Source organism: Novosphingobium sp. NPDC080210 (assembly GCF_050281025.1).
Taxonomy (GTDB): Bacteria; Pseudomonadota; Alphaproteobacteria; order Sphingomonadales; family Sphingomonadaceae; genus Novosphingobium.
In genome coordinates this window covers 1-18,542 of record NZ_JBNNWL010000008.1, presented here as the reverse complement: position 1 = coordinate 18,542, position 18,542 = coordinate 1, and the positions used below count along the sequence as shown (strand labels likewise).

Here is an 18,542-nt window from a genome sequence, read left to right as displayed (position 1 = left end):
CGCAGGAAAGGATCGAGATCATGCACAAGCTTCTTATCTCCGCCGCCGCACTCGCGTTTGTCTCCGCGCCGGCCCATGCCCAGCTGCTGGGTGGAGGCCTGGGTGGCGGAATCGGCGGTAGCCTGGGCGGCAATATCGGCACGACCTTGAATTCCACCATCGGCAGCACGACCGAATCCGTCCGATCGACCACGCGCGGATCAGGTGAGGCATCCGCTTCTTCCCGGGGCAGCCACAAGGTTGATCGCCGCTCTGGCAAGGTCGAGGCGAACCGCAGTGCGGACGCCGCCGCCAACGGCAATTCCGGATCGCTCCTGGCCAGCCCGCTGGGTTCCGCCGCCGGATCGGCGCAGGGTTCGGGTTCCGCATCCGGGCAAGGCTCCGCATCGGCCAGCCTGATCGGCACTGACGCCGTGCGCGGCGCTGTGCAGCAGACCCGCGATACGACCAGTTCGCTCGTCGCCACTGGCCGGGCGCAGGCTCGCGGAGCGGCGCAGGGGGCCGCATCGGGTGCGGGCTCCGCTGCTGGAAGCGCTGGTGGATCGGGTGCTGCGGCAGGTAGCGTGATCGGCGCTCCGGGCCAGCTGGTCGCCGCCGGTAGCGCCGCAGCCAGTGGTTCGGGCACGCTCTCCGTCGCGCCGACCATGCCGGTACTCGATGGCGAAGGGGACCGCATCGGCAAGGTGCGCCAGCTGGTTACTGACCAAGCGGGCCATGTCTATGCCGTGATCGTCCAGACCAAGGATGGCCTCGCCACCGTTCCGGCGGACAACTTCGCGGTCAGTGGCAATGCCCTGATCTCGGCCATGGGCGAAGGCGCGCTGCGTCAGGAAGCCCGCAATGACCAGGCGGCGTCCAAGGCCGCCCCTGCGGGCAAGGGGCAGCGCAACGCCGACAAGGCCAGGGAAGCCAAGGGCGCCCGGCCCACCGCATAAGCTCTGTTCTACCGGACTGGCGCACCGCCCCCCGCTGCCAGTCCGCGTGATCCCTGCTGCTCTTGCATGAGCGGCAGGGATCAATTTTGTGGTGCAGGCATGGCTTGCTTCTGGGCCCGCTCCTAGGCCCGCTTCTGGCGCCTGCCAATAACGCCTTGACTCCCTCCTACGCCACTCGCATTATCCAGATGGATAAATCATTGGGCGAGGGAATGGCGTGGACGGTCGGATAGACCTGGCAGCCTTGCAGGTCTGGATGGACCGGCAGGGACTGGGCACCGGGCCGCTGGAGGGGATCGAATATCTCTCCGGCGGGACACAGAACATCCTGCTGCGCTTTTCCCGCGCGGGGCGCGCTTACATCCTGCGCCGCCCGCCTCCGGTGCTGCGGGCCAATTCCAACGAGACGATGCGCCGCGAAGCGCGCATTCTGGCCGCGCTGGCCGGAACGGATGTGCCCCACCCCGGCCTGATCGCGGCCTGCCCGGATGACAGCGTGATCGGCGCGGCCTTTTACCTGATGGAGCCGATTGACGGCTTCAATCCCACCCAGGGCCTGCTCCAGCCGCACGCCGGTGATGCCGCCATGCGCCGCCGCATGGGCTTTGCCATGGTGGATGCCATCGCGGCGCTCAGCAAGGTGGACCATGCCGCGCTGGGACTGGCCGATTTTGGCAAGCTGGACAACTGGCTGGAGCGGCAAGTGGGCCGCTGGGCCGCGCAGCTGGCCAGCTATGCCGACCTGCCCGGCTGGACCGGCGCGGCGGCCATTCCCGGCGTTGACAAGGTTGGCCGCTGGCTGGAAGCGAACCGGCCCGCAAGCTGCCAGGGCGGGATCATCCACGGCGATTTCCACTTCGGCAACGTGCTGTTCCGGCGCGATAGCGGGGAACTGGCCGCCGTGGTCGATTGGGAACTGTGCACTCTGGGCGATCCCCTGCTCGACCTGGGCTGGCTGGTCGCCACCTGGCCCGAAGGCGCAACCCCGCACGCAACGGACGTGGCGATCACGCCGTGGGACGGCTTTGCCAGCCCCGCCGAACTGGTTGCGCATTATGGCGCGCAGACCGGACGCGACCTTGCCCACTTTGACTGGTTCGCCGTGCTGGCCTGCTACAAGCTGGGCATCATCCTGGAAGGCACCCACGCCCGCGCCTGCGCCGGGAAGGCTCCGCGCGAAGTGGGCAACCGGCTCCATGCCCATACCCTGTACCTGTTCGAACGCGCGCTGCGGCGCATTGGCTGATGGAGACGATATTGCACAGCGACACTGATTTTACCGGCAAGACCGTGCTGGTCGTGGGTGGGTCCAGCGGGATCGGCAATGGCATTGCCCACGGGTTTCGCCAGCGCGGGGCCCAGGTCCACGTCTGGGGCACCCGCGCCACTGCGGCAGACTATGATCCCGCCGAAGGATCGGACCTGACGGGCCTGGGCTATACCTGCGTCGACGTGAGCGATCCCGACGCCATCGCGGCGGCGCCCCTGCCCTTCCCCACACTGGACGTGCTGGTGATGTGCCAGGGCACCGTGGTCTATCGCCGCGGCGAATTCGAACGGCCCGGCTGGGATCACGTCATGGCCGTGAACCTGGACAGCCTGATGCACATCGCGCGCCTGTGCAAACCGCAACTGCTGGAATCGCAGGGCAGCGTGATCATCGTCAGTTCGATTTCGGGCCTCAAGGCCAATATCGGCAACCCCGCCTATGCCGCGTCCAAGGCCGGAGCGATCAGCCTGACCAAGACCCTGGGCCAGGCCTGGGGACCGGAAGGGATCCGGGTCAACGGCCTGGCGCCGGGCCTGGTCGATACCAAGCTGACCAAGGTGACCACGCAGAATCCCGACCGGCTGGCCGGCGCGCTGGCCAATATCCCGCAGCGCCGCATGGGCCTGCCCGCCGACATGGCGGGCGCGGCCGTGTTCCTCGCATCCCCGCTCGCCTCCTACGTCACCGGTCACACGCTGATCGTCGATGGCGGGCTGTCCCTCTGAAAGGATTGAACCATGAATTTCGAACACAGCGACAAGGTGAAGGGCCTTCTGGCGCAGGTCAGTGCCTTCATGGACGAGCACATCTACCCCAATGAGCAGGCCTATCACGACTTCGTGACCGATCCGGCGAACATCTGGAAGGAATGGCCGGGCATGGAAGCGCTCAAGGAAAAGGCCCATGCCCAGGGCCTGTGGAACCTGTTCCTCCCGCATGAATATGGCGAATTCTCGCCCGGCCTGACCAACCTCGAATATGCCCCGCTGGCCGAACTCATGGGCCGCGTGCCATGGGCCAGCCAGGTATTCAACTGCTCGGCCCCGGACACCGGCAACATGGAAGTGCTGGCCAAGTTCGGCAGCCCGCAGCAGCAGGAAAAGTGGCTGAAGCCACTGCTCGCCGGGACCATCCGTTCCGCCTATGTCATGACCGAGCCGCAGGTCGCCTCGTCCGACGCGACCAATCTGGAGCTGTCGATCACGCCGGACGGCGACGACTATGTGCTCAACGGGCGCAAGTGGTGGATTTCCAACGCCATGCACCCGCGCTGCGACATCTGGATCGTCATGGGCAAGACCGATTTCGATGCCCCGCGCCACGCCCAGCACTCGCAGATCCTGGTCGAACCGAACACGCCGGGCATCACCATCGTCCGCCACCAGACGGTGTTCGGCAGCCACAACTCGCCCGGCGGCGAAAGCGAGCTGTGGTTCGAGAATGTCCGCGTGCCCAAGGAAAACCTGATCCTGGGCGAAGGGCGCGGGTTCGAGATCGCGCAGGGCCGCCTCGGGCCGGGCCGCATCCACCACTGCATGCGCTCCATCGGACAGGCCCAGCGCGCGCTGGAAATCATGGCCCGCCGCGCTGACAGCCGGGTCGCCTTCGGCAAGAAGCTGGCCGACCAGTCCAGCATCCGTCAGGACGTGGCCAAGAGCTTCTGCGAAATCGAAATGGCCCGCCTGCTGACCCTCAAGGCGGCAGACGCCATGGACCGCTATGGCAACAAGGTGGCCAAGGACCTGATCGCCGCGATCAAGGTGGTCGCCCCGCAAATGGCGCAGACCGTGTGCGACCGCGCCATCCAGGTGCACGGCGGCATGGGCGTGTCGGACGATACCCCGATTGCGCGCTTCTTCACGCTCAACCGCTTTGTTCGCATCGCCGACGGCCCGGACGAAGTGCACATGAGCCAGCTCGGCAAGCAGAAGATCAAGGAATATGTCGCGATGAACGAGCGGTAATCAGCCGCTCCGCTCGTCCATGCGAGGAGCGGACGCCGACGAGGCAATCCAGTGCCGCTGAAACCGGCCTGGATTGCCTCGCGGCGTTTCGCAATGACGGTAACCTAGATCCGCCGTTCGCGTCCCGCCCAGAAGGGCTCGCGCAGCTTGCGCTTGAATATCTTGCCGGAATCCTCGCGCGGCAGGCTTTCGGCAAAGTCGATCCGGCGCGGCACCTTGTAGCTGGTCAGCACTTTCTTCAATTCGGCGCGCAGGCCTTCACCGGTCAGGGCCGCGCCCGGCATCGGCTGGACCACCGCCATCACGCTTTCGCCAAATTCCTCATCCGGAATGCCGAACACGGCGCAGTCCGCCACGCCTGGCAGCTTGTGCAGTTCGGCCTCGATCTCGGCAGGATAGATGTTCGCCCCGCCGGAAATGATCATGTCGTTGATCCGGTCGCACAGGTAGAGGAATCCGTCGGCATCGAAATAGCCCATGTCGCCCGGCGTCACGAGGCCGTACTTTTCCATGGAGGCGCGCTTTTCCGGGGCATTCTGGTACGTGAAGTCCGTGCCGTGGCGGCCCTTGCCGATCACTTCTCCAACCACGCCCGGCGCGACGTCCTGGCCATCGGGACCAACCACGCGAAGGGTAACCCCCGGCATGACCCGGCCGACCGACCCGGGATGCGCCAGCCATTCTTCCGATGACAGGCAGGTCACGTTGCCCATTTCGGTCGAGCCGTAATATTCCCAGATCACCGGCCCCCACCATTCGATCATCGCCCGCTTTACCGGCGGCGGGCATGGTGCCGCCGCGTGCGTGACGAATTCCAGGCTGGACAGGTCATATTTGCGCTTCACCTCATCCGGCAGGCGCAGCAGCCGGTTGAACATGATTGGCACCATGTTGAGGTGCGTGATCCGCTCGCGCTCGATCAGGGCGAGCAGTTCCTCGGCGTCAAAGCGCGGACAGACCACCACGTTCGCGCCGATTCGGATCGAAAAGGCCGAATGGGCATTGGGGGCCGAGTGGTAGACCGGGCCTATAACGGCGGTCGTGATGGTCGCGGGATCGCGCTGTCCGGCCAGCACTTCGGAATAGCCATAGGACCAGCCGAGCATGAAGCTGACCGCCTCATTCTGCTCTTCGGTAAAGGCGGCGCGCTTCACTCCCTTGGGGCGTCCGGTGGTGCCAGAGGTGTAGATGATCGAACTGGGCGCAATTCCCGCTTCGCCCAGCCACGGCTCAGCCCCTTCGACAAGGTCGCGCCACAAGGGCAGTCCCGACGGCGGCGGCGCAGCGGCAAGGCCATAGGCGGCGCGCACTTCCTCCGGCGTTTCCACGATGACGACCGGAAGACCATCGGGGATCGCGTGCCTGACCGGTTCATACAGATCGGCATGGATCAGCAGCAGCTTGACCCCGCTGTCGGTCAGCAGGTAATTCGCCTCGTCAGGGGTGTAATGCCAGTTCACCGGCACCGGATAGATCCCCAGCATTCCGGCCCCGAACACCGCTTCGAAATAGGCGATGTCGTTCCTGAGGTAGAGCGCCACGCCGTCGCCCCGGGCCAGGCCGAAACCGGATACGACCGTGGCGGCGCGGCGGGCCCGCAGATCGAACTCTTCAGCGCTGAATGTCCGCTTGCCGCTTTTGATCCACCCCATGCCGGCTCCTGTCCCAAGGTTTATCCATTTGGATAATGCGGTTTGACGCGCGGGCGAGTCAAGCTATTACCGAACCATGCACGAACCGGCGCATCATGCCCGCTCAGAAGCGGCGGAACACTTGAAAGCAGTGGCGCTCAAGCTGTTTGCCGAGCGCGGGATCGACGGCGTGACCGTGCGCCAGATCGCCGAGGCTGCGGGACAGAAGAACCACGCCGCCGTGGGCTATCACTTCGGCTCCAAGGAAGAACTGGTGCGCGAACTGATCGTCGATGGCGCGCGCCTGATCGACGTGCAGCGCAACCGCTGGCTGGATGCGGCAGAAGCAAACGGCGGGCCGCACACGGTGCTGGAAGCGGTCGAGGGCCTGGTCCGCACCTCGCTCAATCCCGATCCCCCCGAATGGGGCGAATGCTATAACCGCTTCGTGGTGATGCTGGGCCTCACCCACCGCGCGCTGTTCATGGCCGCGCTGGAGGGGCGCTGGAATTCTGGCTATCTACGCTGCTTCGAGCACATCCGCCGCCTGATGCCCGATCTGCCACGCAAACGGGTCAACCAGCGCCTGCTGTTCATGGGCGCGGCCCTGGGCGGCATCCTGGCTGGCCGGGAAGGTGAACTGGCGGACCGCTCTCGCCCCCACCCCATGTGGAGTTCGGACAGCACCCTGACCGAAATCTCGCGCTCGCTGGCCGGAATGCTGACCTGCGACTGATCTGGTGGCTCCAGCGGCGGCAGGCATAAAAAATCCCCGCCGGCCGGAGGTTCCGGTGGCCGGCGGGGCAAGTGAGTGGACGGTTGGATCAGAACGAGCCGCGCAGGGTCACGCCGTAGGTACGCGGCGCGCCGAGGTAGGCGTTGATATCGCCCGTTTGCAGCGGCGTGTTGAAGTGCGACGTGACATAGGTCGTGTTGAACAGGTTCCGCACGAAGGCATCGATCTGCCAGTGGGCGTTCAACGACTTCAGGCCCAGGTTGGCATCGACCAGAGCATAGGCCCGCTCGGTGTTGCTGGTAACCGGGTTGGTGAACACCTCGCCCGTGTACTGGACATGGATGCGGCCCGTTACCGCCAAGGCGTCGCTGACCGGCACTTCGCCGCTCAGTGAGGCATTCCCGGCCAGTTCCGGCGCGGTCGAGAATCGGCGGTTCGCCAGCGTGCCAATGATAGCGTCATTGCCGTAGTTCGCCTTGGGCAGCCAGGTCAGACCGCCGTTCAGCGTGAAGTTGTCGGACAGCTTGAAGGTCTGCTCGATTTCCGCACCCGTGACCTTGGCGCTGGGCGCGTTGACGATGGCAAAGCGCAGACCCAGGAACTGCGCGACCTGCAGGTCGGTGATGGAGTTGTGGAACACCGCGACGTTGGTCCGGGCAAAGCCGTTCATCCAGTCCAGCTTGACCCCGGCTTCAAACCCGTCGATCGTTTCCGGCTTGTAGATCGCCGTGGCATCGGCGCCGACATTGCCCAGCACGCCGAACGCGTTGACGTCAAGATTGACGCCGCCTGCCTTGAAGCCGCGATTGTAGGTGACATAGAGCATCGCGTCGTCGTTGGGCTTGTATTGCAGGCCCACGGTTCCGCTCAACGCTTCGTTGGTGACCTTCTGGCTGTAGGGCGCGCCCGGCATCACGCCCAGCAGGACCAGCGGATCGCTGGGATTCATGGCGTGGAACACGGCCGCGCCGGTCTTGCGTTCATTGGTGTAGCGCGCGCCGGCGATCACGTTGAACTGGTCCGAGACCTTGAAGTCCCAGTGCGTGAACGCGGCGAGCGAACGGGCCGTACCGTTGAAGCGTTCCGAACCGAAATAGCCCTTGCCGTCAAACCCGCTGGCATCCGGTGCGCCAAGCACGTCGGCCAAGGTAACGCCCGGTGCTGCGGGGGAAGCGAAGACCAGGTCCCAATAGGACTGGGCCTGCGAACCGTGCCACAGGTCGCGGTTCATGTTCAGCTTTTCGTCGGAGAAGAAGCCGCCGATCACGTAGTTGACGTTCAGCCCGCCCTCAATCTCGCCGGTATAGGTCAATTCCTGCGAGAAGAACTTGGAATTGAACGTCTCGACGTTGTTCATGATCGTCGCGCCCGAGAAGTCGGCGTCCTGCTCGTTCATGACGTTGTAACGGCGCAGGGCCGTGACCGAACGCAGCGCACCGTTGCCCAGCTCATAGTCAATGTGCAGGGTTGCGCCGTAATCCTTGATCCGGTTGTCGGTGTAGGGATTCACCACGGCTTCGCGCTTGGTGATGTCGCGCGACGGCGGGGTCAGGCCGTTGAGCCGCGAGAGGTAGTCGATATAGCCCTGCGTGGGTGCGGTGTTCGCGTTGAAGTCAACCGTGCCATAGCAGCAATCGCCCACCGACCTGGCATAGTCCCCGATCAGGCGCAGCGTCAGGCGGTCGGTCGGCTCAAGCAGGATCTGGGCCTTCACACCCCAATCGTCGTTCTTGTTGGTCCAGCCGCCGTTGGGATTGCGGATATTGCCATCCGTGCCCGAACCGACAGCGGCGACACGCACGGCGGCCTTGTCCGAAAGCGGCACGTTCAGCGCGCCGCGCACCAGATAGGTGCCATAGTTGGCGTAAGACGTTTCGAAATTCACGCCGACGTCGCTGGTGCTGGGCTTGGCGCTGGCCACCAGGACCGCGCCAGCAGAGGTGTTCTTGCCGAACAAGGTACCTTGCGGACCGCGCAGGATCTGGAGGCTTTCCACATCGAGGAAGTTGGACAGGGCCTGGCCCGAACGGGTGCGATAGACCCCATCAATGAACACGCCGACCGCGCCTTCAAAAGTGCGCGCGTTACCGGTGGTGCCGATGCCGCGGATCTGGATGTTCGACGTGCTGGACGCCATGTTGGTCGCACGGAACGAGATGCTCGGCGACAGGGTGTTGAGGTTGGTGACATTCGTAATGCCCGATTCCGACAGCGTTTCCGCCGTGGCCACGGTCACGGCAACCGGCACGTCCTGCATGTTCTCTTCACGGCGCTGGGCAGTGACGACGATGTCTTCGATTCCACCGCTCTGTTCGGCAGCAGCTTCCTGCGCCGATGCGGCCGTTGCGGGAAAAAGGGAAATCGCACTGGCAGCGGCCACGTAGATCGTGGACGCAAAAAGCCCTGACTTTACGGTCATTATCCTCTCCATTTTCTATTTTGGTCAGAAATGACTAGTTAAGCCCTCCTGATCCGTCAAGGCAGGTTGCAAAGGCGAACCTGATTTAGCGCCGGTACGGCACCAATGCCCGGCAGCCGCGCGGTTGACCTTCGCTCCAATCCTGCCAAGCTGTTGATTGGATGCCTGACCTGCTTGATCATTCCGTTCGATTGCGACCGCGCAAGCTGACCCGCCGGGGGATGGACGCGCGCCTGCGCATCGTCAGCGCGATGGTCGCCTGCATTGTTCGCTCAGGTTTCGAAGCGACCACGGTGGAACATGTCATGGCCGAAGCAGGCCTAAGCCGGGGTTCCTTGCTCCACCAGTTCCCGACGCGTCTGGAACTGACCGTAGCCACGGCCGAACATGCCATGCGCACCGTGATGGCCGATGCTGACGAACGTGCCCTGGCCATCGCTGACCCGTTCGAAAGACTTGCCGATTACCCGGCAATCATGTGGGCCACCCAGGCCAGCGACTGCGGCCTCGCTCTGACCGACATTCTGCTGGCGGCTCGGTGGGACAGCAATCTGGCCCACGCCCTGCTTCCGGTGACCAGCAAGATCGAGTTGCAGGTGGCAGAGGCGCTTCTGGCCCTGGCGCAGGGTGCCGGACTGCCCGATCCCGCCGCTTACGTTCCGCACGGCTGGATGCTGCTGGCTAGCACCCGCGGCCTGATCATTGAATATAAGCTCGATCCCGCGCGCCCGATGATCCTGGCGGCAATCGAGGCGCTCCACGCCGAACATCGCCACTTGTGCGAACGGCTCCGCGCCAAAAATAGTCAAGCTTGATTAGTTTTTGTTTGACGGCTTTCGGATTCTCTGTCCTCTTTGCCGCAATGATCCGGGCAATCCGGACGGATTTGGGATCGAGTCGATGCCTGGGCGGTCGTTCGTGACGCGACCCAAGCTGCGCATGCCGCCTTCATTGTGAAGCAGTGCGCCCTCGACTCTTGAGGTTTGGAGAGCGAGGCAATGACCCAGCAAAACAGGTTCACGGGCAAGGTGGCCATCGTCACGGGCGGCGCATCGGGCATCGGCGCCGCCTTCGCGCGCCGGGTGCATGGCGAAGGGGCCGCGGTCCTGATCGCAGACCTTGACGTGGCTGGCGGGGAGGCGCTCGCCGCCGAACTGGGCGATGGGGCAGCCTTTCGCCAGGTCGATGTTTCGGATGCCGTCGCTGTCGAAGCCATGGTCAAAGCCTGCGTCGCGCAATTCGGCGGGCTGGACATTCTTTACAACAATGCCGGGATCGGCTGCTTTGGCCTGACGCCGGACCTTCCGCTGGAACAATGGCACCGCGTGGTCGCGGTCAACCTGGACGCCGTCTTCTACGGCTGCCGGGCGGCGATCCCCCAGATGCGCAAACGCGGCGGTGGCGCGATCATCAACACCGCATCGGCATCGGGCATGGCGGCGGACTTCGGCTTTACTGCCTATAACGCCACCAAGGCCGCAGTGATCAACTATACCCGCAGCCTCGCTATCGACCACGCGGCGGACGGCATTCGCGCCAATGCGGTTTGCCCGGGGCCGGTGGAAACCCCGATCCTGATGAACGGCGTCGATGCCATTCCCGGTCTGAAGGCCGAATGGGAAGGCGTCGTTCCGGCCAAACGCTTTGCCCGGCCTGAGGAAATTGCCGCCGTTGCTGCGTTCCTCGCCTCAGACGACGCCAGTTACGTCACGGGGGTTTCCGTACCGGTCGATGGCGGCCTGACCGCCCACACCGGCCAACCCGATCTGCGCGCGCGCATGGCCGCTGCCGCCAGCGCCGCCGAAGCTTGAACCACCAAGGAGGATAGGATGACCGCAGAAACCGCCAAGGCCGAGGCTGCCCCCCGGTTCGCCATTTACCGCGCCGCCGAAGCGCCCGATTTCGATGAACTGTCCTGCATGGAAGCTGTCGGCGTCACCCCGCTGATCGCCGACGGGATCGAACGCGCCGCCGCCGCCGGTGCGAACGATGGCAACGTCGTGAAGATGCTGTTCTCGATGCCCGGGATGAGCCTGACCTACGCCTGGTTCAAGAGCGGCTTTCCCCTGCCGCTGCACAGCCACAATGCCGATTGCCTCTATTACATCGTGGCCGGATCGCTGACGATCGGGACCGAGCAGCTGGGCGCCGGAGATGGGTTCTTCGTCGGCAGCGACGTGCCCTATACCTACAAGCCCGGCTCGGACGGGGTGGAAGTGCTTGAGTTCCGCACGGCGGATCACTTCGACATCCGCTTCCTGGGCAAGACCCAGGCATTCTGGGACAAGACCGTGGACGCTCTGAAAAGTGCCCATCCCAGGTGGGCGGAAGAACGCCGTCCGTTTGAAGTCGCCCGCTGAATGAGTACGGGAACCATGAAAGCCGTGGTTCGCCGCGGACCGCGTCTGCTGGTTGCGGACGTGCCCGATGCTGTGCCCGGCGCCGGTCAGGTTGTAGCCAGGACCCTGGCCTGCGGCATCTGCGGATCGGACCTCCATGCCGTCCACCACCTTGAGCACAGCATCGAAATGGGCCGGCGTTCCGGTGCTGCGGACACGCTCGATCCAGCGCAGGACCTGGTCATGGGCCATGAATTCTGCGCCGAAGTGCTAGATCACGGCCCCGGCACCGACAAGCGCCTGAAGGCAGGTACCCGCGTCGTTTCCACCCCCTTTGCCTTCAGCGAGCTAGGGCCGGAGCTGATCGGCTTTTCCACCCGCTATCGCGGCGCATTTGCCGAGCGGCTGGTCCTGACCGAAGCCTTGCTTCTGCCGGTTCCCAACGGGCTGGCATCGGAAGCGGCTGCCCTGACCGAACCGCTTGCGGTCGGTACGCACGCGGTTGCGGTGGGCGCGCCGGGCGAGCGCTCGGTGGCCATGGTGATCGGTTGCGGTCCGATCGGCCTGGCCGTTATCGTCGCGCTGAAACGGCGGGGCATCGGCCCGATCATTGCCGCCGACTTTTCCCCCGCCCGCCGCGCCCGGGCCGAGCAGCTGGGTGCGGACATCGTAGTCGACCCGGCCGAAACCTCGCCCCACGCCGCCTGGTCGGGCTTTGACGTTCCGGCCACGCTGGCGGAAATGGGACTGGCGCAAATGGCCGGACGGTCCCTGCGCGATGCCGTGATCTTTGAATGCGTCGGCGTTCCGGGGATGCTCCAGTCCTTGCTGGAAAATGCCCCACCCGGCGCGCACGTCGTAGTGGTGGGCGCCTGTGCCGAGGACGACCGTATTCTGCCCGTCCTGGCGATCAACAAGCAGCTACGCTTCAGCTTCGTCTTTGCCTATACGCCTGACGAATTCGCCGAGACGCTGCAAGCCCTGGGCGAAGGAGAGATCGACCCTTCGATCTTCCTGAGCGGGCAGGTGGGATTGAACGAAACCGCCGCAGCCTTTGAACGGCTGGGTAATCCCGGCAATGACGTCAAAATCGTGGTCGAGCCCTGGCGTTGAATCCCGTCGGCAGTGGGACAGACCGTCCAGGCCCGGTTCTGGAACCGCGGCCTGGACAAATTCTGTCCCTCTGCCCGATCCAGGGAAATCAGGGAGCGTAATAGCCTTGGTAGGTAAAGTAGCCGTTGCGGGCCGGATCGAGCGTGGCACCGGAACGATCACGCTGGAGCAGGGTCGTCGAACCGAAATTGAGCTTTACCCCGATCATGAGACGCACTTGAGACGCGTCAGAGCGATAGGACTCCGATCCGGAACCAATCTCATTTCGGTATGTATCTTCGGATTTCGTCTTCAGATCGCCGTATGAAAAGTCCGCAAAGATGCTTGCGCGTGATTTTTTGAGTTTCTTTTCGGCGCTGAACGAAAATCCGAGGTATTCTTGATTTTCTTTCCAGCTCGAGTCGGAATAGTAATCCGCACTGAACCAGTCCTGATCCCGCGTCAATTTTTCGCTTTGATAGTTTCCGCCAAGCGTCAGTTTCAGGTTGTCCTGCGGAAAATAGCGCAGTTGCAGGCCCAGATTGACGAGATTTGAATCGTGCGGTTTAAAATCATGGCTACCGTAACTGGCTTGTCCGTACATCGTGACCTTGCCCAGATAGGCCTGGGCCTCACCACCGGCATAGTAAACCGCGCGACCAACACCAAAGTTGTTGTTGATCGAAGTGCGTTGTACAAACAGCCCCAGCAAACGCTTGTCATTGCGCGCAAACGCATGGCCGGCAAAGGTCGACTCATTCGACTTTAGCGTGAAGCTTTGCCCTTTGCCGTAATCCTGATTGGCATCATAGACAGTACGCGAGAAGTCTCCATCAACCTGGGCACCCCATGCCCCGCCCAGCGGGACTGAAACGCTGGTACGAACGTTCAGGTTAAGCCCATCGTACTTTTCAGGTATTTCATCCGTTCCGGAATCACAGTTCCCATCGTAGCAATAGGTATAGGTGCCAGAACCCCCATCTAGCGAATTGTAGCCAGCGGCGAATGCCCCGTATCCATCATAGATCGTGCTGTCGGCGTAAGCTGGCGCAGAGATGGTGCCAGCCGCAATGGCGATGGCGGACGCGAAGATAACTTTCATGGAAAATCCCCAGGTGCTTGACACGGGGACTATTAGAGTACTGAGGCACCGGCTTGAAATTACCGAAATATACCTACATCCCGTAATCCCGTTCTGTTATGGGGGTTTAGTTTTAAATTAAAATACTTAAACCCCTCACCGGGAATGACGGAAAGTAGCACCAGCTGCCAAACAGCCGCCCAAACAACAGTCACCTCTCGATCACTGGATCCGCTGCCCTTACCCCAATGGCTTTCGCCCGCGCGCCGGTCCTGCTAGGCGCGCGGGATGCTGAACCTGACCGGAATTACGGTTCGCCTTGGCGGGCGGACGATCATTGACGATGTCACCGCAAAGCTGCCGCCGCGCGGTCGGATCGGCCTGATCGGGCGCAACGGCGCGGGCAAGTCCACGCTTGTCCGGGTCATTGCCGGCATGCTGGAGCCGGACAGCGGCAGCGTCGCCATGCCCCGCGGCAGCAGGCTTGGCTATATCGCGCAGGAAGCACCGGGTGGGGATGCAACGCCGTTCGAAACCGTGCTGGCCGCCGATACCGAGCGCGAAGCGTTGATGGCGGAAAGCGAAAGCTGCACCGATGGCGACCGGCTGGCCGAAGTGCACGAACGGCTGATCGCGATCGACGCCCACTCCGCCCCGGCCCGCGCCGCGCGCATCCTGGCCGGTCTGGGCTTTGACGAGGAGGCCCAGAACCGCCCGCTGGAAAGCTTTTCCGGCGGCTGGCGCATGCGCGTCGCCCTGGCCGCGCTGCTGTTTTCCCAGCCCGACCTGCTGCTGCTCGACGAACCGAGCAACCACCTCGATCTGGAAGCGGTGCTGTGGCTGGAAGACTTCCTGCGTTCCTACCCCGCGACGATCCTGCTGGTCAGTCACGAGCGGGATTTCCTGAACAACGTGGTCGATCACATCCTGCACCTGTCTGGCGGCAAGTTGACGCTCTACCCCGGCGGCTATGACGCGTTTGAACGGCAGCGGGCAGAGCGGCAGGCGCAGCTTGCCTCGGCCAAGGCCAAGCAGGACGCGATGCGCGAGCGGCTGCAGGACTATGTCGCGCGCAATTCGGCCCGCGCCTCAACTGCAAAACAAGCGCAATCGCGCGCCAAGGCGCTGGCCAAGCTGCAACCGATCGCCGAACTGATCGACGATCCCTCGCTCAGCTTTGACTTCCCCAAGCCGGACGAGCTGCGCCCGCCGCTGATCACGCTGGACCTGGCCTCGGTCGGCTATGGCGAGACCAAAGTGCTGCAACGGCTGAACCTGCGGATCGACCCGGATGACCGGCTCGCGCTGCTGGGCCGCAATGGCAACGGCAAGACCACCCTGGCGCGCCTCCTCGCGGCGCAGCTGGCGCCCATGGACGGGGCCATGGCCGCCAGCAGCCGGATGCGCGTGGGCTACTTCACGCAGTACCAGGTGGAAGAGCTGGACCGCAGCGAGACCCCGCTGCAACACATGACGCTGGCCATGCCGGGGGCGAGTCCAGCGGCAGTCCGCGCGCAGTTGGGCCGGTTCGGCTTTGCCGGGCCCAAGGCCACGACCGAAGTGGGCAAGCTTTCCGGCGGAGAGCGGGCACGCCTGGCCCTCGCCCTGATCACCCGCGATGCGCCGCACATGCTGATCCTGGACGAACCGACCAACCACCTGGACGTCGACGCCCGCGAGGCGCTGGTCCAGGCGCTCAACGAATATTCAGGCGCGGTCGTTATCGTCAGCCACGACCGGCACATGCTGGAAATGACTGCTGACCGGCTGGTCCTGGTCGATTCCGGCACGGCCCGGGAGTTCGACGGCTCGATCGACGATTACATCGCCTTCGTCCTCGCCCGCGAACCCGCTGCGGCTGGCAAGGATGACGGCTCCCGCGGCGTCAACAAGAAGGAACAGCGCAAGGCCAATGCCGAAGCGCGTGAAAGAGGCCAGGAACTGCGCAAGCGCGCCCGCAAGGCCGAAGCCGAGCTGGAGCGCCTGACGGCAGAACGCAGCGCGATTGACCAGGCGATGTTCGATCCCGCCAGCGCCGCCCCTGCCCTGGCGAAACTGACCATGACTGAACTAATGAAGCGCCGCGCCGTTATCGAAACGCAGATCGAAGCGGCTGAGGCAGCCTGGCTTGAGGCGAGCGAAGCCTTCGAAGCCATCGTGGCCTAGGAGACAGAAGCAATGAGCGTGGCTTTCCGGCGCGAGGGGGATGAGGAACACCTTGAACCCAAGTTCGAGATTCCGATCCCGCCCGGCCCCAACCTGGTCACGGCACGCGGGCTGGCGCTGATTGACGCGCGTCTTGCCGCGCTGGAGGCAGAGATTGCCGAACTGGTCCAGCAGGGCGCGGAGCAGAGCCGGATCGACGCGGCCAAGCGCGACCTCCGCTATTGGCAGACGCGCCAGATCACGGCGGAACTTGTCCCCCAGCCCGATGGCGAGACGGTGGAAATCGGCACCCAGGTTACCTTCCGCCACAACGGCAAGGAACGCACCCTGGCCATTACCGGCGATGACGAGGCCGATCCGGCAGCGGGGATGATTTCGTTCTCCGCGCCACTGGCCCGCGCTTTGCTCGGCGCGGAGGTAGGCGAACTGCGCGAATTCGCCGGCAAGGAAGACGCTTTGGAGATTCTGGCGATTGTCGTTGTCCCCGGCGCCACAAAGGCCTAATGCGGCCCGATCCGGCGGCCAGAATGTCCGCCCGCGGCCCGTATGGCCGTTTGCACTAGCAATCGTGAGAACATGACTTTCCAGACTCCTTTTTCGCTGCTCGGCGATGCACTTGCCGCGCGCGGCTATTCCGCTCCCACCGCTGTCCAGGCCGCCGTGCTTGAAGACGAGGCACTGGGCCGCGACCTCATCGTTTCGGCCCAGACCGGTTCCGGCAAGACCGTCGCCTTCGGTCTGGCCATGGCCCCGGAAATGCTGGGGACGGACGGCAAGATCCTGCCCGCCCGCACGCCGCTGGCGCTGGTCATCGCGCCGACCCGCGAACTGGCCATGCAGGTCAGCCGCGAGCTTTCGTGGCTGTACGAACCCACCGGGGCGCGGGTGGTTACCTGCGTCGGCGGGATGGACCCGATGCGCGAACGCCGCGCGCTGAATGGCGGCGCGCAGATCGTCGTCGGTACGCCGGGCCGTCTGCGCGACCATCTGGAGCGCGGCGCGCTGGACCTGACCGGCCTCGCCGTAGCCGTGCTCGACGAGGCGGACGAAATGCTCGACATGGGCTTCCGCGAGGACCTGGAAGAACTGCTCGACGCCACGCCCGATGGCCGCCGCACCCTGCTGTTCTCGGCCACCATACCCAAGCCGATCGTTGCCCTGGCCAAGCGTTATCAAAGCAACGCCCTGCGCATTTCCACCGCCGATGCCAGCAGCGGCCACGGCGATATCGCCTATCAGGCCATGGCCATTGCGCCCGCCGATATCGAGAACGCGGTGGTCAACCTGCTGCGCTTTCACGAGGCGGAGACGGCGATCCTGTTCTGCGCCACGCGCGATAATGTGCGCCATCTCCATTCCAGCCTGACCGAGCGCGGCTTTGCCGTCGTCGCTCTGTCGGGTGAGCATAGCCAGAACGAGCGCAATCATGCCTTGCAAGCATTGCGTGACCGCCGCGCCCGCGTCTGCGTGGCGACCGACGTGGCCGCGCGCGGGATCGACCTGCCCGGCCTGTCGCTGGTAATCCATGTCGAAGTGCCGCGCGATGCGGAAACCTTGCAGCACCGCTCTGGCCGCACCGGCCGCGCCGGAAAGAAGGGCACGGCGATCCTGCTGGTCCCCTATCCGCGTCGCCGCCGGGTCGAAGGAATGCTGCGCGGGGCGAAGATCCCGGCAGAGTGGCTCTCCCCGCCCACCGCCGACGAAATCCGCGCCGCCGATAGCGAGCGCCTGCTGGCCACCTTGCTTACCCCGGTCGAGCCGAGCGAAGCCGACACCGCCATCGCCCAGCGCCTGCTGGCGGAGCGCAGCGCCGAGGACATCGCCCTCGCCCTGGTCCAGGCCTATCGCACCCGCCTGCCCGAGCCAGAAGAACTGCTGGCCAGCGAAGCTCCGCCGCAGCAGGGTCCACGCCCCGGGTTTGAAGCAAGCACATGGTTCCGCATCAACGTCGGCCGCCGCCACAATGCCGATCCGCGCTGGCTGCTGCCGCTGCTGTGCCGCCGGGGCCACGTCAGCCGCAGCGAGATCGGTGCGATCCGCATCCTGGGCAACGAAAGCCGCTTTGAGGTACCTACCGCCATCGCCCCGCGCTTCCTGGCCGCCGTGCGCCGCACTGCCAGCGAGGACGACGGCGTGGAAATCATCCTGGCGGAAGACAATTCCCCCGGCGAAGCCCCGCGCAAGCCGCACCGTGGACAAGATCGCGACGCCAAGCGCCCCGGCCCGCCGCGCGACCGCAATTTCAAGCACCGCAAGCGGATGAACAAGCCGAACGGCTGATCGGCCTGCCCTTACCCTTACCTGGTAAGGGGGCGTTCCTTTCAATCCCTAGAGCCCGGCAGCCGCGATGGACTTCATCGCGGCTTGCTTTCGTGTGGCTTGAGGGCAGCGCAGCATCTCGGACACGGCCAGTCCGGCTTCGCAGCTGCGCTAAAAACATTTCATGGCTTAAGCATTAAAAGCGACTGGTTTTCGCAGTTTTTGGCGACCTCTATCTGTATAATTACGGCGATACTGTATTTATAGGTAGATAGACGTCCCTTCGTACGTAAATGCGTACGTATTTTAGCAGAATTGTCAGAAAATATATCCCGTAATAGACTGTTAGTCTAATGTTCTAGGGATTCACCCTGATCAGTTTTCCGCGGCCAGACCGCAATTGCACCAAGGCCCGGCCGGTTTTCGCGCCGGGTCGGGGTGCAATGATTTTCCGCCAGCAAGGATGCACCCGATGAAAAAGTCCCGTTTTCTGAGCAACTCAACCTCGGCCATCGCCGCCAGCTTCGTGCTGTTTACGGGCGTTGCCCATGCAGATGACCGGCCCCCACTGAGTGGTCCGCGTTAATTGTTAGTGCAAGATTGCCTCCGGCGCCATGGGTGACCGCAGGTGGAGCGAAGCGGAACCGGAG

General features: G+C 64.1%; 15 protein-coding genes. 12 read left to right on the top strand and 3 right to left on the bottom strand.

Going from position 1 to position 18,542, the window contains the following annotated elements:
* The first annotated feature begins 20 nt into the window (after window positions 1–20).
* The 4 genes from ACQKOE_RS15480 to ACQKOE_RS15465 all read left to right on the top strand — a co-directional run bounded on the left by ACQKOE_RS15480 (window position 21) and on the right by ACQKOE_RS15465 (window position 4,169).
* Complete coding sequence (locus ACQKOE_RS15480) at window positions 21–935, top strand: PRC-barrel domain-containing protein (protein WP_427513610.1); 915 nt, start codon at window positions 21–23, stop codon at window positions 933–935.
* Between the two features lie 217 nt (window positions 936–1,152).
* Window positions 1,153–2,181 (top strand): phosphotransferase family protein, encoded by a 1,029-nt coding sequence (locus ACQKOE_RS15475; RefSeq protein WP_427513609.1) that lies wholly within the window; start codon window positions 1,153–1,155, stop codon window positions 2,179–2,181.
* Between the two features lie 11 nt (window positions 2,182–2,192).
* Entirely contained in the window at window positions 2,193–2,930 is a 738-nt protein-coding gene (locus ACQKOE_RS15470; protein ID WP_427513608.1) for an SDR family NAD(P)-dependent oxidoreductase, read from the top strand.
* Window positions 2,931–2,942: 12 nt separating this feature from the next.
* Window positions 2,943–4,169: an acyl-CoA dehydrogenase family protein gene (locus ACQKOE_RS15465; protein WP_427513607.1), complete on the top strand. Its 1,227-nt coding sequence runs from the start codon at window positions 2,943–2,945 to the stop codon at window positions 4,167–4,169.
* Between the two features lie 104 nt (window positions 4,170–4,273).
* Here ACQKOE_RS15465 and ACQKOE_RS15460 read toward each other — a convergent pair whose 3' ends face one another.
* Window positions 4,274–5,821, bottom strand: a complete 1,548-nt coding sequence (locus tag ACQKOE_RS15460; RefSeq protein WP_427513606.1) for an acyl-CoA synthetase — start codon at window positions 5,819–5,821, stop codon at window positions 4,274–4,276.
* A 76-nt stretch (window positions 5,822–5,897) separates the two neighbouring features.
* Here ACQKOE_RS15460 and ACQKOE_RS15455 point away from each other — a divergent pair, with 76 nt between their 5' ends.
* Window positions 5,898–6,536, top strand: a complete 639-nt coding sequence (locus tag ACQKOE_RS15455; RefSeq protein ID WP_427513605.1) for a TetR/AcrR family transcriptional regulator — start codon at window positions 5,898–5,900, stop codon at window positions 6,534–6,536.
* Between the two features lie 88 nt (window positions 6,537–6,624).
* On the opposite strand, the gene ACQKOE_RS15450 is transcribed toward ACQKOE_RS15455, so the two are convergent.
* A complete protein-coding gene (locus ACQKOE_RS15450; protein ID WP_427513604.1) occupies window positions 6,625–8,955 on the bottom strand; it encodes a TonB-dependent receptor in 2,331 nt (776 codons plus the stop codon).
* A gap of 161 nt (window positions 8,956–9,116) precedes the next feature.
* Between ACQKOE_RS15450 and ACQKOE_RS15445 the strand changes: the two genes are divergently transcribed.
* The 4 genes from ACQKOE_RS15445 (at window position 9,117) to ACQKOE_RS15430 (ending at window position 12,407) form a co-directional block, all read left to right on the top strand.
* Window positions 9,117–9,770, top strand: a complete 654-nt coding sequence (locus ACQKOE_RS15445) for a TetR/AcrR family transcriptional regulator (RefSeq protein ID WP_427513603.1) — start codon at window positions 9,117–9,119, stop codon at window positions 9,768–9,770.
* 183 nt (window positions 9,771–9,953) lie between these two features.
* Complete coding sequence (locus ACQKOE_RS15440; RefSeq protein WP_427513602.1) at window positions 9,954–10,766, top strand: SDR family NAD(P)-dependent oxidoreductase; 813 nt, start codon at window positions 9,954–9,956, stop codon at window positions 10,764–10,766.
* A gap of 18 nt (window positions 10,767–10,784) precedes the next feature.
* On the top strand, window positions 10,785–11,315 hold the full coding sequence (locus tag ACQKOE_RS15435; RefSeq protein ID WP_427513601.1) for a cupin domain-containing protein: 531 nt from the start codon (window positions 10,785–10,787) through the stop codon (window positions 11,313–11,315).
* Window positions 11,316–12,407, top strand: coding sequence for a zinc-binding dehydrogenase (locus tag ACQKOE_RS15430; protein ID WP_427513600.1), 1,092 nt, complete (start codon window positions 11,316–11,318; stop codon window positions 12,405–12,407). It abuts the gene before it with no gap.
* Window positions 12,408–12,495: 88 nt separating this feature from the next.
* Here ACQKOE_RS15430 and ACQKOE_RS15425 read toward each other — a convergent pair whose 3' ends face one another.
* Window positions 12,496–13,488: a hypothetical protein gene (locus ACQKOE_RS15425; protein ID WP_427513599.1), complete on the bottom strand. Its 993-nt coding sequence runs from the start codon at window positions 13,486–13,488 to the stop codon at window positions 12,496–12,498.
* Window positions 13,489–13,755: 267 nt separating this feature from the next.
* On the opposite strand from ACQKOE_RS15425, the gene ACQKOE_RS15420 reads away from it, so the two are divergent.
* From ACQKOE_RS15420 to ACQKOE_RS15410, 3 genes are all read left to right on the top strand, one after another.
* Entirely contained in the window at window positions 13,756–15,633 is a 1,878-nt protein-coding gene (locus ACQKOE_RS15420; protein WP_427513598.1) for an ATP-binding cassette domain-containing protein, read from the top strand.
* A 12-nt stretch (window positions 15,634–15,645) separates the two neighbouring features.
* A complete protein-coding gene (locus ACQKOE_RS15415) occupies window positions 15,646–16,137 on the top strand; it encodes a GreA/GreB family elongation factor (RefSeq protein ID WP_427513597.1) in 492 nt (163 codons plus the stop codon).
* A gap of 72 nt (window positions 16,138–16,209) precedes the next feature.
* Window positions 16,210–17,913 (top strand): DEAD/DEAH box helicase, encoded by a 1,704-nt coding sequence (locus ACQKOE_RS15410; protein WP_427513596.1) that lies wholly within the window; start codon window positions 16,210–16,212, stop codon window positions 17,911–17,913.
* Window positions 17,914–18,542 lie beyond the last annotated feature (629 nt).